24 protein-coding genes and 1 pseudogene are annotated in these 26,236 nt (G+C 70.5%); 6 read left to right on the top strand and 19 right to left on the bottom strand.

What is annotated here, in order from left to right; translation table 11 throughout:
• Genes OG331_RS39080 through argC form a run of 4 tightly spaced genes read right to left on the bottom strand, consistent with a single transcriptional unit; the run spans position 1 to position 4,281 of the window.
• Positions 1 to 1,197, bottom strand: a complete 1,197-nt coding sequence (locus tag OG331_RS39080) for an acetylornithine transaminase (protein WP_406205648.1) — start codon at positions 1,195 to 1,197, stop codon at positions 1 to 3.
• A complete protein-coding gene (gene argB / locus OG331_RS39075; RefSeq protein ID WP_406205645.1) occupies positions 1,194 to 2,108 on the bottom strand; it encodes an acetylglutamate kinase in 915 nt (304 codons plus the stop codon). Before argB ends, OG331_RS39080 begins: the two co-directional genes overlap by 4 nt.
• Positions 2,105 to 3,256, bottom strand: coding sequence for a bifunctional glutamate N-acetyltransferase/amino-acid acetyltransferase ArgJ (argJ, locus tag OG331_RS39070; RefSeq protein ID WP_406205642.1), 1,152 nt, complete (start codon positions 3,254 to 3,256; stop codon positions 2,105 to 2,107). The genes argB and argJ overlap by 4 nt, the downstream gene beginning before the upstream one ends.
• Positions 3,253 to 4,281: an N-acetyl-gamma-glutamyl-phosphate reductase gene (gene argC / locus OG331_RS39065; RefSeq protein ID WP_406205639.1), complete on the bottom strand. Its 1,029-nt coding sequence runs from the start codon at positions 4,279 to 4,281 to the stop codon at positions 3,253 to 3,255. The genes argJ and argC overlap by 4 nt, the downstream gene beginning before the upstream one ends.
• 170 nt (positions 4,282 to 4,451) lie before the next feature.
• Between argC and OG331_RS39060 the strand changes: the two genes are divergently transcribed.
• Positions 4,452 to 5,135 carry a DUF6215 domain-containing protein gene (locus tag OG331_RS39060; protein WP_406205636.1) on the top strand — a complete coding sequence of 228 codons (684 nt, stop codon included), beginning with the start codon at positions 4,452 to 4,454 and terminating at the stop codon, positions 5,133 to 5,135.
• Between the two features lie 9 nt (positions 5,136 to 5,144).
• On the opposite strand, the gene OG331_RS39055 is transcribed toward OG331_RS39060, so the two are convergent.
• Positions 5,145 to 7,625: an alpha-L-arabinofuranosidase C-terminal domain-containing protein gene (locus OG331_RS39055; protein ID WP_406205633.1), complete on the bottom strand. Its 2,481-nt coding sequence runs from the start codon at positions 7,623 to 7,625 to the stop codon at positions 5,145 to 5,147.
• Positions 7,626 to 7,751: 126 nt separating this feature from the next.
• On the opposite strand from OG331_RS39055, the gene OG331_RS39050 reads away from it, so the two are divergent.
• On the top strand, positions 7,752 to 8,195 hold the full coding sequence (locus OG331_RS39050; protein ID WP_406205630.1) for a DUF6314 family protein: 444 nt from the start codon (positions 7,752 to 7,754) through the stop codon (positions 8,193 to 8,195).
• On the opposite strand, the gene OG331_RS39045 is transcribed toward OG331_RS39050, so the two are convergent.
• The 3 genes from OG331_RS39045 to OG331_RS39035 all read right to left on the bottom strand — a co-directional run bounded on the left by OG331_RS39045 (position 8,177) and on the right by OG331_RS39035 (position 11,012).
• Positions 8,177 to 8,770: a histidine phosphatase family protein gene (locus tag OG331_RS39045; protein ID WP_406205627.1), complete on the bottom strand. Its 594-nt coding sequence runs from the start codon at positions 8,768 to 8,770 to the stop codon at positions 8,177 to 8,179. The genes OG331_RS39050 and OG331_RS39045 overlap by 19 nt on opposite strands.
• A gap of 185 nt (positions 8,771 to 8,955) precedes the next feature.
• Positions 8,956 to 9,390 carry a GNAT family N-acetyltransferase gene (locus OG331_RS39040; protein WP_406205624.1) on the bottom strand — a complete coding sequence of 145 codons (435 nt, stop codon included), beginning with the start codon at positions 9,388 to 9,390 and terminating at the stop codon, positions 8,956 to 8,958.
• Between the two features lie 149 nt (positions 9,391 to 9,539).
• Positions 9,540 to 11,012 (bottom strand): PLP-dependent aminotransferase family protein, encoded by a 1,473-nt coding sequence (locus OG331_RS39035; RefSeq protein WP_406205621.1) that lies wholly within the window; start codon positions 11,010 to 11,012, stop codon positions 9,540 to 9,542.
• Here OG331_RS39035 and OG331_RS39030 point away from each other — a divergent pair.
• Complete coding sequence (locus OG331_RS39030) at positions 11,011 to 11,949, top strand: DMT family transporter (protein ID WP_406205618.1); 939 nt, start codon at positions 11,011 to 11,013, stop codon at positions 11,947 to 11,949. The two genes, OG331_RS39035 and OG331_RS39030, sit on opposite strands and share 2 nt — an antisense overlap.
• A 93-nt stretch (positions 11,950 to 12,042) precedes the next feature.
• Complete coding sequence (locus tag OG331_RS39025; protein WP_328882804.1) at positions 12,043 to 12,237, top strand: DUF1918 domain-containing protein; 195 nt, start codon at positions 12,043 to 12,045, stop codon at positions 12,235 to 12,237.
• Positions 12,238 to 12,249: 12 nt separating this feature from the next.
• Here the strand turns inward: OG331_RS39025 and OG331_RS39020 are convergent, their stop codons facing one another.
• The gene (locus OG331_RS39020; RefSeq protein WP_406205615.1) at positions 12,250 to 13,491 is read right to left on the bottom strand and encodes a glycoside hydrolase family 10 protein; all 1,242 of its coding nucleotides are present in this window, start codon (positions 13,489 to 13,491) and stop codon (positions 12,250 to 12,252) included.
• 216 nt (positions 13,492 to 13,707) lie between these two features.
• Here OG331_RS39020 and OG331_RS39015 point away from each other — a divergent pair, with 216 nt between their 5' ends.
• Positions 13,708 to 14,580, top strand: a complete 873-nt coding sequence (locus tag OG331_RS39015) for a 3-hydroxybutyryl-CoA dehydrogenase (RefSeq protein ID WP_406205612.1) — start codon at positions 13,708 to 13,710, stop codon at positions 14,578 to 14,580.
• Positions 14,581 to 14,773: 193 nt separating this feature from the next.
• Entirely contained in the window at positions 14,774 to 15,031 is a 258-nt protein-coding gene (locus OG331_RS39010) for a hypothetical protein (RefSeq protein WP_147997080.1), read from the top strand.
• Here the strand turns inward: OG331_RS39010 and OG331_RS39005 are convergent.
• The 10 genes and pseudogenes from OG331_RS39005 to infC all read right to left on the bottom strand — a co-directional run bounded on the left by OG331_RS39005 (position 15,028) and on the right by infC (position 26,007).
• The gene (locus tag OG331_RS39005) at positions 15,028 to 15,555 is read right to left on the bottom strand and encodes an NUDIX hydrolase (RefSeq protein ID WP_328882800.1); all 528 of its coding nucleotides are present in this window, start codon (positions 15,553 to 15,555) and stop codon (positions 15,028 to 15,030) included. The genes OG331_RS39010 and OG331_RS39005 overlap by 4 nt on opposite strands.
• An 86-nt stretch (positions 15,556 to 15,641) precedes the next feature.
• Positions 15,642 to 16,982: a transcriptional regulator gene (locus OG331_RS39000; RefSeq protein WP_406205608.1), complete on the bottom strand. Its 1,341-nt coding sequence runs from the start codon at positions 16,980 to 16,982 to the stop codon at positions 15,642 to 15,644.
• A gap of 277 nt (positions 16,983 to 17,259) precedes the next feature.
• A complete protein-coding gene (locus OG331_RS38995) occupies positions 17,260 to 18,312 on the bottom strand; it encodes a PP2C family protein-serine/threonine phosphatase (protein WP_406205605.1) in 1,053 nt (350 codons plus the stop codon).
• Positions 18,313 to 18,586: 274 nt separating this feature from the next.
• A complete protein-coding gene (pheT, locus tag OG331_RS38990; protein ID WP_406205602.1) occupies positions 18,587 to 21,100 on the bottom strand; it encodes a phenylalanine--tRNA ligase subunit beta in 2,514 nt (837 codons plus the stop codon).
• A complete protein-coding gene (gene pheS / locus OG331_RS38985; protein ID WP_406205599.1) occupies positions 21,100 to 22,221 on the bottom strand; it encodes a phenylalanine--tRNA ligase subunit alpha in 1,122 nt (373 codons plus the stop codon). The genes pheT and pheS overlap by 1 nt, the downstream gene beginning before the upstream one ends.
• A gap of 147 nt (positions 22,222 to 22,368) precedes the next feature.
• Positions 22,369 to 23,505, bottom strand: coding sequence for an ATP-binding protein (locus OG331_RS38980; protein WP_328882795.1), 1,137 nt, complete (start codon positions 23,503 to 23,505; stop codon positions 22,369 to 22,371).
• Between the two features lie 53 nt (positions 23,506 to 23,558).
• Positions 23,559 to 24,407 (bottom strand): TrmH family RNA methyltransferase, encoded by an 849-nt coding sequence (locus OG331_RS38975; protein WP_406205595.1) that lies wholly within the window; start codon positions 24,405 to 24,407, stop codon positions 23,559 to 23,561.
• A gap of 101 nt (positions 24,408 to 24,508) precedes the next feature.
• The gene (gene rplT / locus OG331_RS38970) at positions 24,509 to 24,892 is read right to left on the bottom strand and encodes a 50S ribosomal protein L20 (protein WP_187750653.1); all 384 of its coding nucleotides are present in this window, start codon (positions 24,890 to 24,892) and stop codon (positions 24,509 to 24,511) included.
• Positions 24,893 to 24,993: 101 nt separating this feature from the next.
• A complete protein-coding gene (gene rpmI / locus OG331_RS38965; protein WP_003977225.1) occupies positions 24,994 to 25,188 on the bottom strand; it encodes a 50S ribosomal protein L35 in 195 nt (64 codons plus the stop codon).
• A 110-nt stretch (positions 25,189 to 25,298) separates the two neighbouring features.
• Positions 25,299 to 26,007: pseudogene (gene infC / locus OG331_RS38960) on the bottom strand (translation initiation factor IF-3).
• Positions 26,008 to 26,236: the final 229 nt, after the last annotated feature.

Below are 26,236 nucleotides of genomic sequence, written 5' to 3'. Positions count from 1 at the left end.
TCATTCTCCGGATCCGTCCCCGTTGGCTTGGTCCAGGATGCCGGGAAGGGCCTGAAGAAGCGCCTCCACTTCGTCGTCACCGAGGTTCAGCGGCGGCATGAGCCGTACGACATCGGGGGCGGGCGCGTTCACCAGGAAACCGGCGTCCTGAGCCACCTGCTGCACCTTGGCGGCGTGCGGCTCGGTGAGCACGATACCCAGGAGCAGTCCCGCGCCCCGGACATAACCGATCAAAGGGTGGCCCAGCGCCTCGATCCCGTCCCGCAACTTCTCGCTCTGCCGCTTGACGTTCTCCAGCAACCCGTCGTTCGCGATGGTGTCCAGCACGGCAAGACCGGCGGCGCACGCGACCGGGTTCCCGCCGAACGTCGTCCCGTGCTGGCCGGGCTGCAGCAGCTCCGCGGCCCGCCCGAAGGCGACGGTCGCGCCCAGCGGCAGCCCGCCGCCGAGCTGCTTGGCGAGGGTGACCACGTCGGGCAGCACGCCTTCGTGGGCCTGGTACGCGAACCAGTGCCCCGACCGGCCGACGCCGGTCTGCACCTCGTCCAGCACCAGCAGCGAGCCGGTCGCGGCCGTGATGGCCCGGGCCGCCTTGAGGTAGCCGGCGGGCGGCACGACCACGCCGTTCTCGCCCTGGACCGGCTCGATGATCACGAGGGCGGTCTCCTCGGTGACGGCGGCGGCCAACGCCTGCGCGTCCCCGTACGGCACGTGCGTGACGTCGCCGGGCAGCGGCAGGAACGGCTCCTGCTTGGCGGGCTGGCCGGTGAGCGCGAGGGCGCCCATGGTCCGGCCGTGGAAGCCGCCGTCGGTGGCGACCATGTGGGTCCGCCCGGTCAGCCGGCCGATCTTGAAGGCGGCCTCGTTGGCCTCGGCGCCGGAGTTGCAGAAGAAGACCTTGCCGTCCCGGCCGAAGAGCTGGAGGAGCCGCTCGGCGAGGGCGACGGTCGGCTCGGCCATGAAGAAGTTGGAGATGTGGCCGAGGGAGGCGACCTGCTTGCTCACGGCCTCCACGATCGCGGGGTGGGCGTGGCCGAGCGCGTTGGTGGCGATGCCGCCGACGAAGTCGAGGTACTGCCGGCCCTCGGTGTCCCAGACCTTGAGGCCCGCACCGCGGATGAGGGGCAGCCGCGGGGTGCCGTAGTTGTTCATGAGCGAGCCCTGCCAGCGCTGGGTGAGCTCCTGATTGCCGGTCATTCGGCATCCCCCTCTTCGGCGTCCGCCACGACCATCGTGCCGATGCCCTCGTCGGTGAAGATCTCCAGCAGGATCGAGTGCTGGACCCGGCCGTCGATGACACGGGCGGTGGTCACGCCGCCCCGGACCGCGTGCAGGCAGCCCTCCATCTTCGGCACCATGCCGGAGGACAACTCCGGCAGCAGCTTCTCCAGTTGGGAAGCGGTGAGGCGGCTGATCACCTCGTCGGAGCGGGGCCAGTCCTCGTAGAGGCCCTCGACGTCCGTGAGGACCATGAGGGTTTCGGCGCCCAGCGCAGCAGCGAGTGCCGCAGCCGCCGTATCAGCATTGACGTTGTAGACATGTCCGTCGTCCTGGCTCCGGGCGATCGACGAGACGACCGGGATCCGGCCGTCGGCCAGCAGCGCCTCGATCGCGCCCGTGTCGATGTCGGTGATCTCGCCGACCCGGCCGATGTCGACGAGCTCACCGTCGATCTCGGGCTGGTGCCGGGTGGCGGTGATGGTGTGCGCGTCCTCGCCGGTCAGGCCGACAGCCAGCGGGCCGTGCTGGTTGAGCAGCCCGACCAGTTCCCGCTGGACCTGTCCGGCCAGCACCATCCGTACGACGTCCATGGCGTCCTCGGTTGTGACCCGGAGCCCCGCCTTGAACTCGCTGACGATGCCGTGCTTGTCGAGGGCGGCGCTGATCTGCGGGCCGCCGCCGTGCACGACGACCGGCTTGAGACCGGCGTGGTGCAGGAAGACGACGTCCTGGGCGAAGGCGGCCTTCAGCTCCTCGTCGATCATGGCGTTGCCGCCGAACTTGATGACGACGGTCTTGCCGTTGTGCCGGACCAGCCAGGGCAGGGCCTCGATGAGGATCTGGGCCTTGGGGAGCGCGGTGTGCTTGCGCGCGGGTGAGTTGCTCATGAGGAGTACGCGCTGTTCTCGTGGACGTAGTCGGCGGTGAGGTCGTTGGTCCAGATGGTGGCGGTCTCGGACCCGGCGGCGAGGTCGGCGACGATGTGCACCTCGCGGTAGCGCATGTCGACCTTCTCGCGGTCCTCGCCGACGCTGCCGTTCTTGCACACCCAGACGCCGTTGATGGCGACGTTGAGCCGGTCCGGCTCGAAGGCGGCGGACGTCGTGCCGATCGCCGAGAGGACGCGGCCCCAGTTGGGGTCCTCGCCGTGGATGGCGCACTTGAGGAGGTTGTTGCGGGCGACGGAGCGGCCCACCTCGACGGCGTCGTCCTCGGTCGCGGCGTTGATCACCTCGACCTTGATGTCCTTGCCGGCGCCCTCGGCGTCCCGGATCAGCTGCTGGCCGAGGTCGTCGCAGACCTGCCGTACGGCCTCGGCGAACTCCTCGTACTCCGGGGTGACGTCCGCCGCCCCGGAGGCGAGCAGCAGCACGGTGTCGTTGGTGGACATGCAGCCGTCGGAGTCGACGCGGTCGAAGGTCGTGCGGGTCGCCGCCCGCAGCGCCTTGTCCAGTACGTCGCCGTCGAGGACGGCGTCGGTGGTGAGGACGACCAGCATGGTGGCCAGCCCGGGGGCGAGCATGCCCGCGCCCTTCGCCATCCCGCCGACGGTCCAGCCGTCCTTGGTCACGACGGACGTCTTGTGGACGGTGTCCGTGGTCTTGATGGCGATGGCGGCCTTCTCGCCGCCGTGCTCGGAGAGCTGGTCCGCGGCGGCCTCGATGCCGGGGAGCAGCTTGTCCATCGGCAGCAGGACGCCGATCAGGCCGGTCGAGCAGACGGCGACCTCGATGGCGCCCCGGCCGAGCACCTCGGCGACCTTCTCGGCGGTGGCGTGGGTGTCCTGGAACCCCTTGGGGCCCGTACAGGCGTTGGCGCCACCGGAGTTGAGGACGACGGCGGACACTCCGCCGCTCTTCAGCACCTGCTCGGACCACAGCACCGGCGCTGCCTTCACACGGTTGGAGGTGAAGACACCGGCGGCGGCGCGGCGGGGCCCGGTGTTGACCACGAGGGCCAGGTCCGGGTTGCCGTTCTCCTTGATCCCGGCGGCGATGCCCGCCGCCGTGAATCCCTTTGCGGCCGTGACGCTCACGGTGCGACTCCGATCGTGGAAAGCCCGGTGTTCTCGTGAAACCCGAGGGCGATGTTCATGCTCTGGACGGCGCCGCCGGCCGTGCCCTTGGTCAGGTTGTCGATGGCGCTGATCGCGATGATGCGGTTCGCGGCGGCGTCGAATGCGACCTGCACCTGAACGGCGTTCGAACCGTGGACGGACGCCGTGGCGGGCCACTGCCCCTCGGGCAGGAGGTGGACGAAGGGCTCGTCGGCGAGGGCCTTCTCGTAGGCGGCGCGGACGGACTCGCCGCTGACCCCGTCCTTCGCCTTCGCGGTGCATGTGGCGAGGATGCCGCGGGGCATGGGAGCGAGGGTCGGCGTGAAGGAGACGGAGACCCGCTCCCCTGCCGCCGCGCTGAGGTTCTGGATCATCTCGGGCGTGTGCCGGTGCCCGCCGCCGACGCCGTACGGCGACATGGAGCCCATGACCTCGCTGCCCAGCAGATGGGGCTTGAGCGCCTTGCCCGCGCCGGACGTGCCGGAGGCGGCGACGATCACGGCCTCGGGCTCGGCGAGGCCGGCGGCGTAGGCCGGGAACAGGGCGAGCGAGACGGCGGTCGGGTAGCAGCCGGGTACCGCGATGCGCTTGGACCCCGCAAGCGCGGCGCGACCGCCCGGCAGCTCGGGAAGGCCGTACGGCCAGGTGCCGGCGTGCGGGGAGCCGTAGAACGTCTCCCAGTCGCCCGCGTCCTTCAGCCGGAAGTCGGCGCCCATGTCGACGACCAGCACATCCGGGCCGAGCTGCTCGGCGACGGCGGCGGACTGGCCGTGCGGCAGCGCGAGGAAGACGACGTCATGCCCGGCGAGGACCTCAGGGGTGGTCTCCTGGAGTACACGGTCGGCGAGGGGCAGCAGGTGCGGTTGCAGCGCACCGAGCCGCTGGCCCGCGTTCGAGTGCCCGGTGAGGGCCCCTGTCTCGACCTCGGGGTGCGCCAGGAGCAGACGCAGCAGTTCCCCGCCCGCGTACCCACTCGCTCCGGCCACTGCCGCACGTACCGCCATGGACTCCTCCTCCTAGATGGCATGACTATACGTTTCGCCGCAGGTTTATGCAATCACGATTCATGGGCCCGGCCCCTCGAAGCGGGCCAGGAAAACCAGCTTTGTCCATGACATGCCCCTGAGCTACTGTCCCCCGGCAAACATCAGGGGATCACGGCAGGTGGGGGCATATGGCCGGAAAGATCGGCACGCCGGAGAACGGCCACAACGCGTGGGGGCAGGCCGTCGCGGCCGTGGCGCTGTTCGCGGCGATCGCCGCCGGTCTGTGGGTGTCCGAGGCGACATCCGGGAACAGCGGCCCGCCGGCAGCCACGTGCTCCGACGAGGAACCCGGCAAGTCGACCGGGCGGGTGACCGGAAAGCAGCTGTGCGAGGCCCTGCTGCGTCCCGATCTCGCGGAGTTGCTGGGCACACCCACGGAGACCGCCAAGACCGCCTTCGGCAACGACGGCTCCGCCGGACTCGAAGGCGGCAAGGACATCCCGATGCCCACCGCGGAGGTCGAGTTCGACACCTACACCGTGACGCTGTCGGCCACCTACGACGACCTCCCCGTGGCCGGGGCCCACGACCTGCTCGGGGAGGGGGAGCAGCGTACGGTTCTGGACCGTCCGGCGGTGCTGTACTCGGACCGGACCATCAGGATCAACTTCCGCCTCGACGGGGGCGACGCCGAAGCCGGTACCGGCGTCCCGCTCCGCGCCCTCATGGTGGCCCAGGACGCGAAGGACGGCGGCGGATCCTACGACGTGACCCTGTGGCGTTCGGACGGCATGGTGCCGGACGACGCCGTGCTGCTGCGGGTCGCCGAGAAGATACTGCCGACGGTCCCGGGATGGACCGCCGGCAGCTGACGCGCTCCGTCACCTCTGCTTGATCCTCAGGAACGTCACGGAGTTCGCCGGGAAGGTGTACGTGAACGCGTCGGCGACCCCCGAGAAGGTGGACGTCACGGGCGTGACCGGGGCGTCCGTCTCGGTGTTCACCGCGTCCTGGTCGGCGGCCAGGGTGGTGACCCGGGCCTTGGCGGCGACCTTGGCGCCACCCAGGTCGATCGCCGTGCGGGCCGGGGCCGACCGGGCGTTGACGACCTTGACGATCAGGTCACCGGTGCGGGCGTCCTTGGTGACGACCTGGCGGAACGGCTCGGCCGGCTTGTCGTCGGTGAAGCTGCCCCATTCCTGACCGTCGAGGTACAGGGTGATCTGGCGGCCGCGCACCTTGATGTCGATGTCGTAGGCACGGCCCGTCTCGATCGACCCGGCCTTCGTCATCAGCGTGCCCTTGCCACCGTCCACGGCCTGCTCGATCGCGGACTGGGTGTTGTTCCAGCCGCCCAGGTTCCACCAGTAGTGGTTGCCGGTGTCCTTGACGCCGAACGCGACGAGGAAGCCCTCCTTGCCGGACTTCTTGGTGGCCTTCACATGCAGGTCGTAGTCGTGCCAGGTCGGGTCGCCGGCCGACACCATCGTGTTCTCGGCGGCCACGTCGCTCTGCACGTACTGGCCGTCCTGGACACTCCAGCTGCCGCCGCCGGAGTGCGTCCACTTCGAGGCGTCGCCGGAGAAGTCGTCGCTGAGCAGTGTCGAGCCGTCCGCCGCCGTGACCGACACGTCGTCGTACGCGGCACTGGTCGCCCACGTCGAGAGGCCGACGGCACCGGCGATCGGGCCGCTGACGTCCGGCGTGGTGGTCGCCTTCGAGGGGACGACCCGGTCGCCGACGTTGTTCATGAACAGCTTCTGGACCTCGTAGTTCGTCGAGTTCCAGGAGGAGCGGTTGTTGAACCAGACCAGGTCGGGCCGCCACTGGACGTAGTCCTCGTTGGCGAGCAGCGGGGCGTACGAGGCGAGCTTGACGATGTCCGCGTTGCGCTCCAGGCCGGTCATGAACGCGGCTTCGGAGAGGCCGTTCTTCCAGGCGTTGCCCTGGGAGGCGTACTCGCCGAGGAAGACCTTCGGGCCGCTGCGGTCGTAGGAGTCGTAGCGGTCGTTGTTCTGCAGGAACCAGTTGGGGCTGTTGTAGTAGTGCTCGTCGACCATCTCGACGTTCGCCTCGCGGTTCAGCTTCCAGGCGGTGTCGAAGGTCGTGCCGCTGTCGTCCGGGCCGGAGTTGGAGACGACCGTGATGTCCGGGTACTCGGCCTCGATCGCGGCGCGGAACTGCTGGAACCGCGCGAAGAACTCGTTCGGGAGGTTCTCCTCGTTGCCGACTTCCAGGTGGGTGAGGTGGAAGGGCCTCGGGTGGCCCATCCGGGCCCGGACCTTGCCCCACTTGGAGGTCGCCGGGCCGTTGGCGAACTCGATGAGGTCGAGGGTGTCCTGGATGTGCCGCTTGAGCAGCGCCTCGTCGTCGACTGCCTTGTTCTGGCCGCAGCCGGTCACCAGGGCCGGGACGACGGGCAACGGCATGGCGCCGATGTCCTCGGAGAAGCGGAAGTACTCGTAGTAGCCGAGGCCGTAGCTCTGGTTGTAGCCCCAGAAGTTGGCATTCGTCGCGCGCTGCTCGACCGGGCCGATGGTGTCCTTCCACTGGTAGGACCGCTTGCGCTGCCAGCCGGAGGCTTCGCTGTAGTCCTCCATGGAGCCGGTGTTGACCAGGCAGCCGCCGGGGAAGCGCACGAAGCCCGGGTGCAGGGCGGCGATCTTCTCCGCAAGGTCCTTGCGCAGGCCGTTCGCCTGGTTCCTGTAGGTGTCGCGCGGGAACAGCGACACCATGTCGAGGGCCGCCGCGTCCGTGGCGGCGACGGCGAGACGGCCGCGATTGCTGCTGCGGGTCGCGGTGAACGTGGCCCTGTACTGGGCCCAGCCGCCCTTCACGGCCACCTGGCGGGCGGTCGCCAGTGAACCGGCGGCATCCTTGAGGCCCACACTCAAGGTGCTGCCGCTCGCGGCGCGCGCCCACACCGAGAAGTCGTACCTCCTGCCCTGCTCGACCCGGATGCCGGTGTTGTATCCGGCGTTCGTGACGGACGAACCGGCGCCGAGGGAGAGGTAGTTGCGGTTGCGCTCGTTGAGCCGGCCGGAGTCGTTCACGACCTGCGCGGTGCCGTCGACCGTCCAGGAGGTGAGCGGGGTGTAGGAGCCGTTGTCGGCGGTGGAGTACTCGAAGGACCGGTTCTGCGCGAGCTCGGCGTACAGACCGCCGTCCGCGGCCCGGTTGATGTCCTCGAAGAAGACGCCGTACATCGTGTCGTCGATCTTCGCGCCCTGAGCGGTGGGGTCGACGGTGATGGCGTAGTCGGTGACGCCCTCGGCGTGGGCGGGGGCCGGGATCAGTGCGGCTGCCGCCAGGAAGGCGGTGGCAGCGACGCCGGATCTCCAGCGGCTGGGGGTGCGTGGCATGGATACTCCGCGGCTCGATGTTCGAAATATCAGACGCTGATCAACACTTCGAACGGCAAGATAGGGAGGGGGATCCGGAGCGTCAACGGGTCGCGCGGCATCGAAAGTGTCGGAAGTGAGGGCGGGATGAGCGAGTTCTGGCCGGTACCGGATGCGCTGGCGTACCTCGCCGGGAGCTGGCGAGCCGTCCGATCCGTGCGGGATCTGGCGAGCGGGGACGAGGGGGAGTTCTCCGGTACGACGGTTTTCGGCCCGTTGGAGGGCGGCGGGCTACTGCATCACGAGTCCGGCACCTTCGTCTGGCAGGGCGTCCCGAGGCCCGCCGAGCGGACGCTGAGCTTCCTGCCCGGCACCGCGCGGGGCACCGCGGACGTCCGGTTCTCCGACGGCCGCCCCTTCCACGACCTCGACCTGGCCTCCGGGCACCACATCGCGGACCACCCCTGCTCGGCCGACCTCTACCGGGGCGAGTTCACCGTCCTCGACGAGGACCACTGGCGGACGGTGTGGCGGGTGCGCGGCCCCGCCAAGGACCTGGTCCTCACCACCGACTACGCCCGCGAGGGCTGAACCGGCGCCCCCTCGAGGCGGAGGTACCAACGCCCGGCCCGGCCGGTCACGGTGGTCGTCGACAGCGGACGCACGTCGATGTTCCAGTACGTCGACGGCGGCGCCTTCAGCGCGTACACCAGCGCGGCACGGATCACCGACGGCTCGGCCACGGCGACGATACGACCGCCGTCCTCCACGGGCCGGGTGTCGAGCCAGTTGCCGACCCGGGCGATGAACGCGAGCAGCGACTCGCCACCGTGCGGTGTGCCCCGCGGGTCGGCCAGCCAGGCGTCCACCGCCTCCGGCTCACGGGCCATCGCCTCGCCGAGCGTGAGCCCGCGCCAGCGGCCCATGCCGCAGTCGCGCAGGGCGAGTTGCACCAGCGGTGCATAGCCGAGGGCGTCGCCGGTGGCACGGCTGCGCGGGGTCGGCGAGCAGTAGCGCAGCTCGGCCGCCGCCAGCGGCAGCAGGTCGCGCGCGGCGAGCTGCACCTCGTCCCAGCCGGCCTGGTCCAGCGGCCGGTCGTCCTCGAAGCGCTCGGCGAGCAGCGGGGAGCTGCGCGCGGCGGCGACGAACGTGACCCGAAGCGACATGCGGCGATGGTGTGTCGCGAAAGTGCGCAGGTCAAGAGAGGTTGTGCAGCTGTCACCGAGGGTTGGCGAAACTTTACTGCGGGGTCAGGATCAGACGGACATGTCGCTGGAAAACGTTCAGTTGGAAAGTTCAAGCACGCCGTCTGCCCCGCAGAGGACGCCCGACCCTCGAAGACGGCCCGAACTCAGAAGTAGAGCGCCATCCACTGGTCCGGCTTCTCCAGCGGCGCGAACCCGTGCTTCTCGTAGACCCCGTGCGCGTCGTGCGTGGCGAGCAGCATCCGCTTCACCCCGTACGACCGCACCTGCTCGCGAACGGCCCCGACGAGCGCCGTCCCGATCCCCTTGCCGCGCACCGACGGGTCGACGTACACGTCGCAGAGCCACGCGAAGGTCGCCCGGTCGGTGACGACCCGGGCATACGCCACCTGCTCCCCCGAAACCGTCTCGTACACCCCGAAGTTCAGCGAACCCTCGATCGCCCGGTCCTGCTTCTCCCGCTCCCGCCCCATCGCCCAGTACGCGTCGGTGGACAGCCACCGGTGCACGCGCTCGGCGTCGATACGGTCGGCGTCGGTGGAGATCTCGTAGCCCTCGGCGAGGGGCGGGGTGTCGGTCATGCGGCGAGATTCGCAGGCCGGGTTCGCCGGCGTCGAGCGGTTTTCCCCGGTGGGCAGGGGGTTGTCAGTGGCGGGTGCGATGCCGCGGGCATGACCGGGGTGACGACTGCCGCGGAGTTCGCGTGCGGCCTGGCACCGCTGTCCCGCACCTAACGCACCTCGTCCCAAGCCGCCCGCAGCCGCCGCACCCCCTCCGTGATCTCCCCCAGCCCCGCCACCGCCGCGAAGCTCAACCGCAGGTGCCCGGCCGAAGGCTCCGCGCTGAAGTAGGGGCGGCCGGGGGTGATCGCGACGCCCGAGCGCAGGGCGGCGGAGGTCAGGGCGGACTCTCCCCCGGAGCCGAAGGCCTGGGAGGTGCCCCCACTGCCGTCGGGCAGGCGGAGCCAGAGGTGGTAGCCGCCGGACGGGATGTGCGGGAGGGCGAGTTCGGGGAGGTCGAGGCGCAGGGCGGCCGTCATCGTGTCGCGGCGGGTCTTCAACTCGGCGGAGATCGCCCGCAGATGGCGCGGCCAGGCGGGCGAGCCGACCAGTTCCAGCGCCGCCTCCTGCAACGGTCGCGGTACGAAGAAGGTGTCCACGACCTGGATGGCGCGCAGCCGCTCCAGCACCGGGCCGCGGGCGGCGAGCGCGCTGACCCGGAAGCTGGGCGAGGTGGCCTTGGTCAGCGAGCAGACGTGGACGACGACGCCGTCGGGGTCCTCGGCGGCCAGCGGACGCGGCAGCGGCCCCGCGTCCTCGTGCACCAGCCGTCGTACGAAGTCGTCCTCCACGACGAAGGCACCGGCCTCGCGTGCGATGCGCAGCACCTCGCCGCGCCGCTCGGGGGCGAGCAGCGCGCCGGTCGGATTCTGGAACAGCGGCTGGCAGACGAAGACCCGGGCGCCGGTCGCCTTGAAGGCGTCGGCGAGCAGGGACGGCCGTACACCGTCGGCGTCGACCGGGACGGGGACCGGGCGCAGTCCCGCCGCACGGGCGATCGCCAGCATGCCCGGGTACGTCGGTGACTCCACCAGCACCGGGGCGCCCGGTGGCGCGAGTGCCCTCAGCGCGGTGGTCAGGGCCGACTGGCCGCCCGAAGTGATCAGCACCTCGGCCGCGGTGACGGCGCCGCCCGGCCCGCCGATGCTGCGCGCGAACCACTCCCGCAGCTCCGGCAGCCCCTCCATGGGCGGCCTCCCCCACGCCCCGGGCCGTCGGCCGGCCCGGGACAGCGCGGCGGCCATGGCCCGCTCCGGCTGCAGGGACTGGTGCAGATAGCCGCCGTTGAACTCGATCACACCGGGCGGCGGCGCGGCGAGGGAGGCCAGTACCCCGGAGGCGTCCACGGAGCGCGGTACCTGTTCCGCGGCGGCGTCCGCGCTGAGCGTCACCTCCTGCCAGGAGGTGTCCCCGGCGGCAGGAGTCCGCGTGTGCGCCTCGGCGCGGAAGGCCCCGGCGCCGGGCCGGGTCATCACGAGCCCCTCGGCGGCCAGCTGCGCGAGGGCGCGGGAGACGGTCACCGGGCTCACCCGGTACCGCTCGACGAGGGCACGGCTCGACGGCAGCTTTCCACCTGGCGAGTAGCGGTCCAGCTCCCGCCTCAACTGATCCGCCAGTTCACCGACACTGCTACGCTCTTGCATGAGGACCAAGAATAGCGCTACCGCTCCAAGCTCGATAGCAGTGACCGGTGGCAAAGCAATGCCGGCCGCCCCAGCCGCCACGGCCGTCGGAGGCACCCTCCAGGCCGCGCTGGGGGTCGCGGCCTTCTCCCTCACCTTCCCCGCCACGGCCTGGGGTCTGGAGAGCTTCGGTCCCTGGTCCCTGGTCGCCGTGCGCAGCCTGCTGGCCGCGCTGATCGCGGGGGTCTGTCTGATGGCGCTGCGTGTGCCGCTCCCCGCCCGCCGGCACTGGGCGGGCCTGGCGGTGGTCGCCGCCGGAGTGGTCCTCGGCTTCCCCCTGCTCACCACGCTGGCGCTGCAGACCTCCACCACCGCGCACGCCGCAGTCGTGGTCGGTCTGCTCCCGCTGACCACGGCCCTGTTCTCAGCCCTGCGCGTCGGCACCCGCCCCTCGCGCACCTTCTGGACGGCGGCGCTGGCGGGCGCCGCCGCGGTGGTCGCCTTCACCGTGCAGCAGAGCGGCGGCGCCCTGACCACCGCCGACCTGTATCTCTTCGCGGCACTGCTGGTGTGCGCGGCCGGCTACACCGAGGGCGGCCGGCTGGCCCGGGTCATGCCGGGCTGGCAGGTGATCGGCTGGGCGCTGGTGCTGTGCCTGCCGCTGACCGTCCCGGTCGCCGCGGTGGCGCTGTCGCACGAACCCGTGCACCTGACCTGGCACGGCGTGACCGGGCTGCTGTGGGTCGCGGCGGGCTCGCAGTTCCTCGGCATGGTCGTCTGGTACCGGGGCATGGCCGCCATCGGCATCCCGAAGGCCAGCCAGTTGCAGTTGGCCCAGCCCCTGCTCACACTGGTGTGGTCGGTGCTGCTGCTGGGCGAGCACCTGACAGTGGCCGCCCCGCTGACGGCCGCGGCTGTGCTCGTGTGCATCGCCGTGACCCAGCGGGCGCGTGGCTGAGCGGGCCGTACGACCCACCTCCAACCACCGCTCCACGCCGTAGACTCAAGGCCACGGACCGCTGCTCCCGCACCTGGTGAGGAGGCCCAACAGATGCGTGCAACCGTGGGCGACCAGCTTGTCCAGCACGGCAGGGTGGTCGGGCAACACGACAAGGTCGGCGAGATCGTCGAGATCCTGGGGCATGAGGGCAATCCCCCGTACCGCGTCCGTTTCGAGGACGGGCACGAGGGTCTGTGCTCCCCCGGCCCCGACACCGAGATCCGTCACAGGAACACGATGAAGTAGCCCGGCGACAGATCAGCGCGGGGAAATCGCCGGCTGCCCGTAGTGGTCGGCGACGACCCTCGCCATGGCCCCGATCCGGTCCGCCGCCATCTCCTTCGCGGCGAAGTACATGTGCCCGCCCACCTCCGCGTGCTCCTTGGCCAGGGTCAGATGCCGGGACAGCTCGGCCGCGTCCTGCCAGGCCGCGGGCTGCGCCGGGTCACCGGCCTTGTAGAGCGCCTCACCCACGTACAGCTTCGTCCGGCTGTCCCGCGCCACTTGCGCCCACCAGGGCACGAGCTTGGCGTAGTCGGCGGCGGCAAAACCGATGTTCCAGTACAACTGCGGGCAGATGTAGTCGATCCAGCCCTCGCGGACCCATTTACGGGTGTCCGCGTACAGATCGTCGTACGTCTCCACCCCGCCCCGGGTGTCGGAGCCGAGCGGGTCGGTGCCGGCGTTGCGCCACACGCCGAAGGGGCTGATGCCGAACTGGGTGGTGGGCCGGATCTGCCTGATGGCGTCCGCCATCTCCAGGACCAGCTTGTCGATGTTGTCCCGCCGCCAGTCGGCCCGGACCGAGAAGCCGCCGCCGTAGCGGTCGTAGGCCTCGTCGTCGTCGAAGCTCTGGCCGGCCACCGGATAGGGATAGAAGTAGTCGTCGAAGTGGACCCCGTCGAGGGGGTACCGCTCCACCGCGTCGAGCATCGCCCGCTGCACGAACGCACGGACGTCGGGCAGCCCCGGGTTGTAGTAGAGCTTGCCGCCGTACGTCACCACCCAGTCCTCGTGGGCGCGGGCGGGGTGCGACTCGGCCAGCCTGCCGAGGTCCGTGTGGTTGGCGATGCGGTACGGGTTGAACCAGGCGTGCAGCTGAAGACCGCGGGCGTGGGCCTCCTCGACGGCCGTGCCGAGCGGGTCCCAGCCGGGGTCCTCGCCCTGGGTGCCGGTGAGGACCTGCGACCAGGGCTCGTACGGCGACGGCCACAGGGCGTCGGCCGTGGGCCGCACCTGGAGGATCACCGTGTTCAGGTGGCGTTCCACGGCCGTGTCCAGGTGGGCGATCAGCTCGGCGCGCTGCTTGTCGGCGCTCAGGCCCTGCTTGGAGGGCCAGTCCCGGTTCGCCACGGTCGCGACCCACACGCCGCGCATCTCCCGGGTCGCCCGTCGCCGGGCCCGGTCCGTTCCGCCCGCCGTGGCGGAGCCGGCCGCCATCGCGCTTCCTGACGCCACGAGTGCCGCCAGGGCGGTCACCGAGAAAGCCCGTCGTGACATCCGTGACTTCCGGTGCAGCATCTCTTCGTACCTCCGTGTGCCGTGGTCAAGGGCCCACCCCGCGACCGGTCCGTGTGCTCCGGACCGGCCTCGTGTCAGCCTTGCATGAGGCACCCGAACGATCGATCAAGCTGCGCCGAAGGTAACGTGCAGGTTTGGAGCAGGCGTCGAACAACGGCGGACCTGCCGCAGTCGTGGATCAGCGAAGGGGACGATGTGACCGGCATCTCCGGAGATATTGCACGCGTCGGTGTGGTGGGCTGCGGCCAGATGGGAGCGGGCATCGCCGAGGTGTGCGCCCGCGCCGGCCTGGACGTCAGGGTCGCCGAGACCACCGGCGAGGCCCTGGAGTTCGGCCGCACCCGGCTGTTCAGTTCCCTGGCCAAGGCCGCCGAGCGCGGCAAGATCACCGAGGAGGAGCGGGACACCACGCTGGAGCGGCTGTCCTTCACCACCGACCTCGGCGAGTTCGCCGACCGTGACCTCGTGATCGAGGCCGTGGTCGAGAACGAGCAGGTGAAGACCGAGATCTTCCAGGTGCTCGACCAGGTCGTGACCCGGCCGGACGCGATCCTCGCCTCCAACACCTCCTCGATCCCGCTGGTGAAGCTGGCGGTCGCCACCTCGCGCGCCGACCAGGTCATCGGCATCCACTTCTTCAACCCGGCCCCGGTGCAGCAGCTCGTCGAGCTGATCCCGGCGCTCACCACCTCCGAGGGCACGATCGCCCGTGCCCAGTCGTTCGCCGAGAAGCTGCTGGGCAAGCACGCCATCCGCGCCCAGGACCGGTCCGGCTTCGTCGTGAACGCGCTGCTGATCCCGTACCTCCTCTCCGCGATCCGGATGTTCGAGTCGGGCATCGCCAGCCGCGAGGACATCGACAACGGCATGGAGCTCGGCTGCGCCCACCCGATGGGCCCGCTGAAGCTGTCCGACCTGATCGGTCTGGACACGGTCGCCTCGGTGGCGCAGAGCATGTACGACGAGTTCAAGGAGCCGCTGTACGCCGCTCCCCCGCTGCTGCTGCGCATGGTCGACGCGGGCCGGCTGGGCCGCAAGACGAACTCCGGCTTCTACACCTACGGCTGATTACGGACGGTCAGATTCCGGCCAACCGCACGGGCCCGGCACCGAGAAGGTGCCGGGCCCGCGTCATTCACACACCGTGTGCGCTCCGGGCTCGCATATGCCCCTCGCACACGCTCCCCATGCACCCACCAGGCGAGTTCACTTTCCCTGCGCATGCCAGGGATGTGAGATGACTACGGAAAGGAGCGGACAAGTGACCGCCGATCCCGAGCATCCCGTCGTACAAGGGGAACTCGCAGAGTTACGACGTCGCCTCGACGTCGCCTACGCCCGTGTGGAGGGCGGGCTGGCTCTGCTCACGCACCGCACCGAGGAGAGCGCCAAGGAACTCGACGAGCTGAACACCCGGATCAACACACTGGAACACGCGCGCTGGCCGCTGCCCGCGGTCGCCGCCATCACCGCCGTGGGTGCTCTCGTCGTGGCGATCTGGCAGGCGGTGGGGCACTAAACACGGAGATGGTGCAGCATCAGTAACGCGGCCGCCATGTTGGCGGCCGGGACCTCCCCCCGGGCGACCATGTCGGGGACGAGCTTGAGAGGAACCCATTCCCGGCGGTCCGACTCGAAGTCGTCCACGGGATGCCCGACATACTCGCCCTCGTCGGCCCAGTAGATGTGGTGCCGGGCGTCGGTGAGCCCGTTGGAGGGCTCCACGCTCATGAGGTGGTGCAGGGGTCCCGGCCGCCAGCCGGTCTCCTCCTCCAGCTCCCTGGCGGCCGCCCGTACGATGTCCTCGCCGTCCTCGACGACGCCTGCCGCGAGTTCCCACCCCCAGCTGTCGGTGATGAAGCGGTGGCGCCACAGGAGGAGGACTTCGCCCGCCTCATTGACCACCGTGGCCACGGCGACCGGCCGCATCCGTATCAGGAAGTGGTCCAGGTGCCGGCCGTCAGGCAGTTCCACGTCTGCCAGGTTGACGGTGAACCAGCGGTTTTCATACACAGTTTGTTCGCTCTGTTTCGTCCACTGCACGGTTCTGCCACCTTCCGTCGAGTAAGTGGCAATATCGCAGCAGGGACTATGAAGTGTCGGTGCTCGGGTGTCCCGTCGCGGCCGGGCTACAGCGGTACGCGCAGTGCTCCGTCGATGAGTTCGGCCGCCTCGGCCGTGCCCGCACAGCCGTTGCGCACCAGGTGTTCGCGAACCGCCCGGAGTCTGTCGCGCAGGCGCTGGGACTCCATTCCCCGGGCCTGCTCGGCCATCTGCACCGCGATGGCCACCGCCTTGTCGGCGTTGCCCTGACGCAGCTCGATCGTGCTGAGCATGGCCAGCCGGTGCACCCGGCCCCGGTCGTGCGCGGGATTGTCGACGGCGGCCGCGGCATGCTCGCCCGCGGCTGCCAGTTCCCCGAGGCTGAGCAGCGCCTCCGCCACCTGGACGTTGACCAACCCCGGCTGGACATAGCCGGTCTCATCGGGTTCGTATCCGCGCCGGATGCGATCTGCGGCCTGCTCGGCACGCCGTATGCAGGACAGGGCGCTCGTGCCGTCGCCGAGGTGTGCGTACGCCTTCGCCTGCATCGCGTACAGGTCGGAGGCGAGCGCCGGGGTGATGTGCTTGCCGGCGGCCCGCAGTGCGGCCTCGGCGAAGGCGACGGCCTGGCGGAACTCCCGCATGAACAGCGCCTGGTTGACGAGCAGCGCGATCACATAGGCGCCGAGTCCCCGGTCCCCGCTGGCCTTCGCGAGCCGCAGCGCCTGATGGAAGTACCGCTGGGCGAGCCCGTGCGCGTCGGAGTCGTAGGCACAGATGCCCGCGATGGCCACCAACCCGCCCGTCGCCCGGTGCAGTTGACGCCCCGTCGCATCGGTGTAGCTGCCGCGCAGCAACGGGGCGGCCTCGGCGTTGAGGAAGCCGACGATCCGGGTGCGGGTCGCCATACCACCCGCCTTGCGGTACATCTGCTCGTAGTGCGTACGGGCCGAGCGCAGCATCTCCAGGTCGGCGGGGGTGACCCGGTGCCGGCCGCCGCGCGAGACATCCACGTCCTCGGGCGGGTTCTCCCACTCCCACACCGGCATCACGGCGGGCGTGCCGGTGACCGCCGGCGCGCCCAGGATGTGGGGTCGTTGCTGCTCGTCGGAACGCCACAGGGCGGTGGCCCGCTCCACGAAGCCGGACAGCGAGGTGGTGTGCACGGCGGACTGCTCACCGGGCACGCCGAGGCCGATGTCGTCGAGCGTGACGGTACGGTGCAGCCGGGCGGCGAGCACCTCGCAGATCAGGTCGGGCACCTGGCCGCGTGGCCGCTGTCCCTTCAACCACCGTGCGACGGCGGTGTGTTCGTATCTCAGCGCGAGCCCGCGCGCCCGCCCTGCCTGGTTCACGTGTGCGGCCAGCCCCGCGTGCGAGACCCCGGCCTCATCCAGGATCGCGTCGAGCAGAGTATTGGGCTGCATGTATGCCCCCCGGGTGGCTCGGTGTCGTCAGAGTAGTGCGAACCGGTTCACACGGGGTGTGAACGGAGTACGCGAATCCGCAGCGTGCGCGCGCTGTTGCGGAGAGTTTCCGACCGGTTGACTGAGATGCCTCGCAAGAGGCCGGCAGGGCCGCCGGCTCCCCCTCGTACAGTGCGGCGGCCCGCATCCGCGCCGTCCGCCCAGCTGCCTGCCCGACACTCCGCGGCTGGGCGGATGGCCTGCCGACAGCTGTTCTGTGCGGCCAATCGCCGTTGAGCTAAAGGTGGTTGGTCGGCTGCGGGTCGTGCGGGGCTGGTCGCGCGGTTCCCCGCACCCCTGAAGGGGCGCTGCAGGGGACGTGGGTTCTGTCGTTCCGTAGGACCAGCAGCGCTATGTCGTCCGCCGGCCTTCCCTTCGTGTGGCGGATGAGGGCCGTGAAGAGCGTGCGCAGGACCGCCTGGGGAGTGATCGGGGGGTTCCGTACGGTGCCGATGAGCGCCGCCCGGAGCGAAAAGAACCGGCCTCTCGCGTCCCTCGCGTCCTCGACACCGTCCGTGTACAGGACGAGCGAGTCGCCGGGCAGGAGCGAGCCGCAGGCCAGTGGGGTCAGTTCGGCGGGGAGGGGAAACGGGCCGAGGGGTGGTAGAGGATCGGCTCGGGCGAGGGGTTCGACGGCCGTACCGCTCAGCAAGTACGGCCAGGGATGACCGCAGTTGAGGACGGCGATCCCGCCGTCCTGCCCGATCTCCAGCAGCAGGAGCGTGACGAATTCCTCGGCGGCCGGGCTGTCCGGATCCCGGCACCTCTCGCGCACGTGGCGGGCCAGGGCCCGGTCCAGTCTCTGCAGCACCCGGCCCAGGTCGGGTTCGTCGTGGACGGCCTCGCGGAAGCTGCCGAGGACCGCGGCCACGGTGCCGATGGCGGTGATGCCATGGCCGCGTACGTCGCCCATCACCGCCCGTACGCCGTGCTCGGTGGCGATGACGTCGTACAGGTCACCGCCGACACAGGCGCTGCGATCCGCGGAGAGCTGGGCGGCGGCGACGTCCAGCCCGTCGATGCGCGCGGGCAACGGCCGCAGCAGCGCGCTCTGCGCGGCGCCGGCGACCCTGCGGACCTGCCGGAGCTCACGCAGCAGGGCCTGCCGGACGTGCACGATCAGCCCCGTGCCCACGGCGAAGAAGACGGCACTGGTGACGACCCGGGCGCCGAGGCCGTCCTGCTGGGCGAGCGGGCAGGTCAGCTTGTACGTGATGGCCATCGCGCCCCAGGCGGTGGGGAGCCCCCACGCGATCGCCTTGCGGGGAACCCGACCCTTGATGCGAAACATGCCGATGGCCCCCCAATAGGCCCTGACAACGCAGACGGACCGACCCCGAAAGGCCGGTCCGATTCTGTCGACAGAGCACCCGGAAGTACCAGATCACCCAGAGAAGTCACCCTTTTGAGTGAGGTGACCGCAACGTCCTGATGGGGGGTGTGGGGGCTCGCCCCCACAAGGGGCGCGGGACTGTGTCGATATGCGGTTCCGCCGCGTGGGCACGACCGGCCACGGACTACCCGCAGCCGCCGAACAAACAGCAGTCCCCCACCCCTTGGGCGAACTAACCCCGGAGCACCGCACCCGTCCGCTCGCCCGCGAGGGCCACCGCAGCGTCCCGGGCAGCCGACGCCTCAGCGACGGTCAGCGTCCGATCCCCCGCGCGGAAGCGCAGCGCGTACGCCAGCGACTTCTTCCCGTCACCGAGCTGCTCGTCATTGACGTACACGTCGAACAGCCGGATCCCCTCAAGCAGTCCGCCCGCCCCCTCACGCAGCGCGGCCTCGACCTCCGCGGCCGGCACCGGCTTGTCGACGACAAGGGCGACATCCTGCGTGGCGACCGGGAACGTGGAGATGCTCGGCGCCTGCGGCACACCGTCCCCGACCTGCTCCAGCGCGTCCAGGTCCAGCTCCATCGCACAGGTACGCCCGGGAAGGCCCAGCGCCTTGAGCACCCTCGGGTGCAGCTCACCGGCGTGACCGACGACCCGCGGAGCACCGTCGACGGTGATCGCCAGCTCGGCGCACCGGCCCGGGTGCCACGGCCCGTACTGCCCGGCCCGCACGATCAGTTCGGCGCCCGCTTCGAGGGCGACGGCACGCGCCGCCTCCACGGCGTCGGCCCAGTCGGCCGGGCGGCCCTTGCCCCACCAGCCGGCCTGCTCGCGCGCACCGGCGAGGACGACGGCCACGTGCCGGGGCTGCTCGGGCAGCACGGCGTTCAGAGCGGCGAGCTCCTCGTCGGTCGGGCGGCGGTCGACCGGCAGGTGCCCGGCGACGCGCTGCTCCGCCAGCGGCTGGAAGACCAGGCCCGTCTCGAACAGGGCCAGGTCGTGCGAGCCCCGGCCGTCGTTGCGGCGCAGCGCACCGAGCAGACCCGGCAGCAGCGACGTACGCAGCGCGGGCTCCTCGTCGTTGAGCGGGTTGACCAGCTTCACGACGCGGCGGGCCGGGTCGTCGGCCTCCAGGCCGAGCTGGTCGAAGACCTGCTCGCTGACGAAGGGGTAGTTCGGCGCCTCGACGTAACCCGCGCCGGCCAGCGCGCGGCCGACCCGGCGGTGCAGCCGCTGGCGGTACGTCAGGCCGCGGCCGGACGGCGGCTTGGGCAGCGTGGAGGGCAGGTTCTCGTAGCCCTCCAGGCGGATGACCTCTTCGGCCAGGTCGTTCGGCTCCAGCAGGTCGGGGCGCCAGGACGGCACGGTGACGATCAGCTCGTCCTGCCCGTACACGTCACAGCCGATCTCCTGCAGCCGCCGTACGACGGTCTCGCGGCCGTACTCCACGCCCGCGACCTTGTCCGGGTGGTCGGCCGGGGTGGTGATGGTGTGCGGCGCGGACGGCGCGACGACCTCGGTGACGCCGCCCTCGGCGGTGCCGCCCGCGAGCAGCACCAGCAGGTCGACGGTGCGCTGGGCGGCAGCCGCCGCGGCAGCCGGGTCGACGCCGCGCTCGTAGCGGCGGGACGCCTCGGAGGACAGCTTGTGGCGGCGGGCCGTGCGCGCGATCGACACCTGGTCGAAGTGAGCGGACTCGATGACGACCTCGGTCGACGCGTTCTCCACGTCGTCGTGGTCGGCGATCTCGGTGTGGGCGCCGCCCATGACGCCCGCGAGGCCGATCGGGCCGCGCTCGTCGGTGATGACCAGGTCCTCGACGTGCAGCTTGCGCTCGGTGCCGTCGAGGGTGACGAGCTTCTCGCCCTCCTGCGCGCGGCGCACACCGATGGTGCCCTGGACCAGATTTCGGTCGTAGGCGTGCAGCGGCTGGCCGAGCTCCATCATCACGTAGTTGGTGATGTCGACGGCGAGCGAGATCGGGCGCATGCCGACCTTCTGCAGGCGGCGCTGCAGCCAGATCGGGGAGCGCACCTCGGGGCTCAGGCCGCTCACCGTGCGGGCCGTGAAGCGGTCGCAGCCGATCGGGTCGGAGACCTGCACGGGGTAGCCGTAGGCGTTCGGGCCGGGCACGTCGATGAGGGCCGGGTCGCGCAGCGGGAGGCCGTAGGCGATGGCGGCCTCGCGGGCGACGCCGCGGATGGACAGGCAGTCGCCGCGGTTGGCGGTGACGGCGATGTCCAGGACCTCGTCGACCAGTTCCAGCAGCTCGATGGCGTCCTTGCCGACTTCGGTCTCCGGCGGCAGCACGATGATGCCCTTGGTGCCGTCGTCGCCCATGCCCAGTTCGTCGCTGGAGCAGATCATGCCGTGGGACGTCTTGCCGTACGTCTTGCGCGCGGAGATCGAGAAGCCACCCGGCAGTGTGGCGCCGGGGAGAACGACCACGACTTTGTCGCCGACCTGGAAGTTCCGCGCGCCGCAGACGATCTCCTGCGGCTCACCGGTGCCGTTGGCCTGGCCGACGTCGACGGTGCAGAAGCGGATCGGCTTCTTGAACTCCGTCAGCTCCTCGATGGTCAGCACCTTGCCGACGACGAGCGGGCCCTTGAGGTCGGCTCCGAGGTGCTCGACGGTCTCGACCTCCAGGCCGGCCGAGACGAGCTTCTCCTGGACGTCGCGGCCGGTTTCCGTCGCCGGCAGGTCGACGTACTCCCGCAGCCAAGAAAGCGGGACCCGCATCAGATCTCCATCCCGAACGGCCGGGTGAACCGGACGTCACCCTCGACCATGTCTCGCATGTCTTCGACGTTGTGGCGGAACATCAGCATCCGCTCGATGCCGAACCCGAAGGCGAAGCCGCTGTACTTCTCCGGGTCGACGCCGCAGGCCTTGAGCACCCGCGGGTTGACCATGCCGCAGCCGCCGAGCTCGATCCAGCCCTCGGAGGAGCAGGTACGGCAGGGCCGGTCGGGGTTGCCGACGGACTCGCCGCGGCAGACGTAGCAGACCATGTCCATCTCGGCGGACGGCTCGGTGAAGGGGAAGAAGTTCGGCCTGAGCCGGGTCTTCATGCCCTCGCCGAACAGGGCCTGGACCATGTGGTCCATGGTGCCCTTGAGGTCGGCCATGGTCAGGCCCTCGTCCACGGCCAGCAGCTCGACCTGGCGGAAGACCGGGGTGTGCGTGGCGTCCAGCTCGTCGGTGCGGTAGACCACGCCGGGGCAGATCACGTACACCGGCAGCTCACGGTCGAGCAGCGAGCGGACCTGCACGGGCGAGGTGTGGGTGCGCAGCACGAGGCCGGACTCGGTGCCGCCGTCGGGGCCCTGCACGAAGAACGTGTCGGCCTCCCCGCGCGCCGGGTGGTCCGGGCCGATGTTGAGGGCGTCGAAGTTGAACCACTCCGCCTCGACCTGGGGGCCCTCGGCGACCTCGTAGCCCATGGCCACGAAGACGTCCTCGATGCGCTCCGAGAGCGTGGTGAGCGGGTGGCGGGCGCCGGCCGGTACGCGGTCGTACGGCAGCGTGACGTCCACCGCCTCCTCGACCAGCACGCGCTGGTCCCGCTCGGCCTCCAGCTCGGCCTGACGGCCGGCGAGCGCCTTGTTCACGGCGCCGCGGGCCTGGCCGACGCGCTTGCCGGCCTCCGCCTTGGCCTGCGGGGGCAGGGCGCCGATCTCGCGGTTGGCGAGCGCCAGCGGGGACGTGCCGCCGGTATGGGCGACCTTGGCCTCCTGGAGCGCGTCGAGGGAGTCCGCGGCGGCGAAGGCGGCGAGCGCCTCGTCCCGCATGCGCTCGATCTCTTCCGGTTTCAACGCCTCGACCTCGACAGGGTCGTACGACTTATTCGGTGCCGACATCTCTTCCCGTGCTTCCGGTTGGCTGGCTGAAGGTCCCCGTACCGACTCGTGGACAGATCGTCACGGTTTTTGGGACACAAAGGTGCCAAAGGCCGAGTCTAACGGGGTTGAGGAATGCGAATGCGCCCGTGGGGGCGGGGCCGGATCTCAGGTGAGATACGCCGGTGCCGCCACGGGCAACGTAAATCGGAACTGCGCGCCGCCGCCTGAGGCGCGGCCGACCTCGATGGCGCCGCCGTGAGCCTCGACGATGCCCTTGACGATGTAGAGCCCGAGGCCCGTGCCGCCGCGCTTGCTGCCCCGCCAGAAGCGGGTGAAGACGCGGTTCATGGACTCCTCCGGGATGCCGGGCCCCTCGTCGCTCACCGTGACCGACGTGCCGGTGTCCTCGCCCTCGCGGGGGGATGCCGTGGCCGTGACGTCAATGGTGACCGTTCCGTCGCCGTGCCGCACGGCATTTTCGATGAGGTTGCTGAGCACCTGGTCGATCTTGTCGGGGTCGGCCCACAGGTCGGGCAGCGGCTGCTCGACCCGCAGGAGGAACCGGTCGGCGGGCTGGCCGGCGGCGACGTAGGCCTGGATGTGCCGCCCGACGGCCGCGCCCATGTCGACGGGCTGGCGGCGCACCTCCAGGCGCCCGGAGTCGATGCGCGAGATGTCGAGCAGCTCGGCGATGAGCCGGGTGACCCGGTCGGCGTCGGCATCGACGGTCTCCAGCATGAGCCGCTTCTGGTCGTCGGTGAACCGTGCCCACTTGGCGAGGAGCGTTGCGGTGAAGCCCTTGACGGAGGTGAGCGGCGAACGCAGCTCGTGCGCGACGGTGGCGATCAGCTCGGCGTGACTGCGCTCGGTACGGCGGCGGGCCTCGGTGTCACGCAGGGAGACGACGACGCGGCGGACGGGTCCGGTCGGCTCGCCACGGACGTACCGCACCGAGACGAGCACCTCCCGCCCGCCCGGCAGGAGGAGATTGCGCTCGGGCTGCCGACGGCGGATGGCGAGGCCGCCGTACGGATCCGTCAGCTGCCACCAGCGCCGCCCCTCCAGGTCCTCTAACGGCAGCGCCTTCTCCAGCCGCTGCCCGAGGGCGTCGGCGGCGCGGACGGCTGTGATGCGCTCGGCGGCGGCGTTGAAGCAGATGACGTGCCCGTGCTCGTCGGCGACGACGAGGCCGTCGGGCAGGTCGTCGGGATCGATACCGAGCTCGGCGAGATCACCGGGCCGGGACGCGGACGGCCGCCGCACCTCCCGTGCCCCCGGTGCGCTGCTCGTGCCGACACTCATCCCCGTACCCCACCTCTCACGACGACTGAGGGGCCCCCGAGCTGGTCACCCTACTAGCTCTCGGTGACGGTGCGGCACCCTCCGGAGGCGCGCTGTGCACGGGCCGACGCATAGAGACATACGGCGGCGGCGGTCGCGAGGTTCAGGCTCTCCGCCTTCCCGTGGATCGGGACGCGCACGACGGCGTCGGCCAGGACACGCGTCTCCTCCGGAAGCCCCCAGGCCTCGTTCCCGAACACCCAGGCGGTCGGGCCGCCCATGCTGCCCTTGTCGAGTTCGTCGTCGAGATCGTCCGTGCCTGCCCCGTCGGCGGCGAGAATCCGCACCCCGGCGTCCTTGAGCCCGGCCACGGCCCGCTCGACGGGCACGCCGACGGCGACGGGAAGGTGGAACAGCGATCCGACGGAGGCTCGTACGGCCTTGGGGTTGTAGAGATCGACGGACGCGTCGGTGAGGACGACCGCCTCGGCGCCTGCGGCGTCGGCGCATCGCAGCACGGTCCCGGCGTTCCCGGGGTCCCGCACGTTCGCGAGCACGGCGACGAGCTTGGGCCGGGCGGCGAGGATCTCCTCGAAGGGGGTGTCGATGAACCGGCAGACGCCGACGAGCCCCTGAGGCGTCACGGTGGTCGAGACGTCGGCGATGACCTGCTCGGAGGCGAGGTGGACACGGGCGCCCGCGTCCCGGGCCTCCCCCACGATGTCGGCGTACCGCTCGGCGGCCTCCAGTGTGGCGAACAGCTCGACCAGCGTGCCGTCGTGCGCGGCCGCCTCCCGCACGGCCTGCGGCCCCTCCGCGAGAAACAGCCGCTCCTTGCCCCGGAAGTTCCGCTTGGCCAGCCGCCGGGCGGCGGAGACCCGGGGGGAACGGGGGGAGATCAGCTCGGGGGTGGCGGGGGGCATGGGTTCACCTTGGAGTTCTGAGGGTCGCGGACACAGCGGGACCCGCAGGCCTTCTCAGCCTGCGGGTCCCTCAGTCACGTCGGCTGGGCCGAGCGTCGGCGTCAGGCCGCCTTGGGGGCGTTGACGTCCGCCGGCAGCGCCTTCTGGGCAACCTCGACGAGCGCGGCGAACGCGTTCGTGTCGTTGACGGCCAGCTCGGCGAGGATCTTGCGGTCGACCTCGACGTTGGCGGCCTTCAGACCCTGGATGAAGCGGTTGTACGTGATGCCGTTGGCGCGGGCAGCGGCGTTGATGCGCTGGATCCACAGCTGGCGGAAGTCACCCTTGCGCTTCTTGCGGTCGTTGTAGTTGTAGACCAGCGAGTGGGTGACCTGCTCCTTGGCCTTGCGGTACAGGCGCGAACGCTGACCGCGGTAGCCGGAGGCCTGCTCGAGGATCGCCCGGCGCTTCTTGTGGGCGTTCACTGCCCGCTTGACGCGTGCCACTTTTTAACTCCTTGTAGCGGGGCCGCGGTTGGACTCACACGACCCGGTATCGATTGGGTCCCGGTCAGAGATCAGGCGCGAAGTGGTTCCGCGCCCCGATGTCACTTGCCGAGAAGCTTCTTGATCTTCGCGGCGTCGCCCGGGGCCATCTCGGCGTTGCCGGTCAGGCGGCGCGTCACGCGGGACGACTTGTGCTCGAGCAGGTGGCGCTTGCCGGCGCGCTCACGGAGCACCTTGCCGGAGCCGGTGATCTTGAAGCGCTTGCTGGCACCGCTGTGCGACTTGTTCTTCGGCATAGCGCCGTTCTCTCCTCGTCGGTGGCGTTCCGGTGCCCGGTCGTGAAACCGGGCACGGTGGAACGTCGCTGTTGTATCGGTTACGTCCTGGGGACTCGCGTCCCCCGGGATCACGCCTCGGCGGAAGCCTCGGCAGGTGCCTCGGTGTCCACGGTGTCCTCGGACTCCGCGGCGTCCTCGGCGTCCTCGGACTCCGCGGCGTTCTGCGACTTGCCGGGGTTGGCCTTCGCGTCTGCCTTGCGGGCTTCCTGCGCCTGGCGGGCCTCGGCCATCGCCTCGGTCTTCTTCTTGTGCGGACCGAGAACCATGATCATGTTGCGGCCGTCCTGCTTCGGGTTCGACTCCACGAACCCGAGGTCCTCGACGTCCGTCGCGAGCCGCTGCAGCAGTCGGTAGCCCAGCTCGGGCCGGGACTGCTCGCGACCACGGAACATGATCGTGATCTTGACCTTGTCGCCCTGCTTGAGGAACCGGACGACGTGACCCTTCTTGGTGTCATAGTCGTGCGGGTCGATCTTCGGCCGGAGCTTCATCTCCTTGATGACCGTGTGCGCCTGGTTCTTGCGCGCCTCACGGGCCTTCATGGCCGACTCGTACTTGAACTTCCCGTAGTCCATGAGCTTGCACACGGGCGGACGGGCGTTCGCCGCGACCTCGACCAGGTCCAGGTCGTACTCCTGCGCAAGCTCCAGTGCCTTGGCCAGCGGGACAATGCCCACCTGCTCGCCACTGGGACCGACAAGTCGCACCTCGGGAACGCGAATCCGGTCGTTGATGCGGGGCTCGGCGCTGATGGATCCTCCTCGGTTAGCACCACACGGCGGTCTGGCGGACAGCCGCGTATGTCTCTTCTAGACCGACCTAACCGCGCCGAAGCACAAAAAATGCCCCGGACGATCACAGGCGGGGCTCCTAAGCACTACCGGAGCACCGCCGCGATGGCCGCGGGGCGCACATTCGGGCGACTCCATCGTCCGTACGGAACGATGGTGGCCGCCTGACCGGGGTGACCCGCCGTCCCGGGGGACGGTCAGGTGGGAGATCGGAG

The organism is Streptomyces sp. NBC_01017, assembly GCF_045162795.1.
Lineage (GTDB): Bacteria > Actinomycetota > Actinomycetes > Streptomycetales > Streptomycetaceae > Streptomyces > Streptomyces machairae.
The sequence above is the reverse complement of the archived record's forward strand: the minus strand, read 5'-3'. Positions and strand labels throughout refer to the sequence as shown.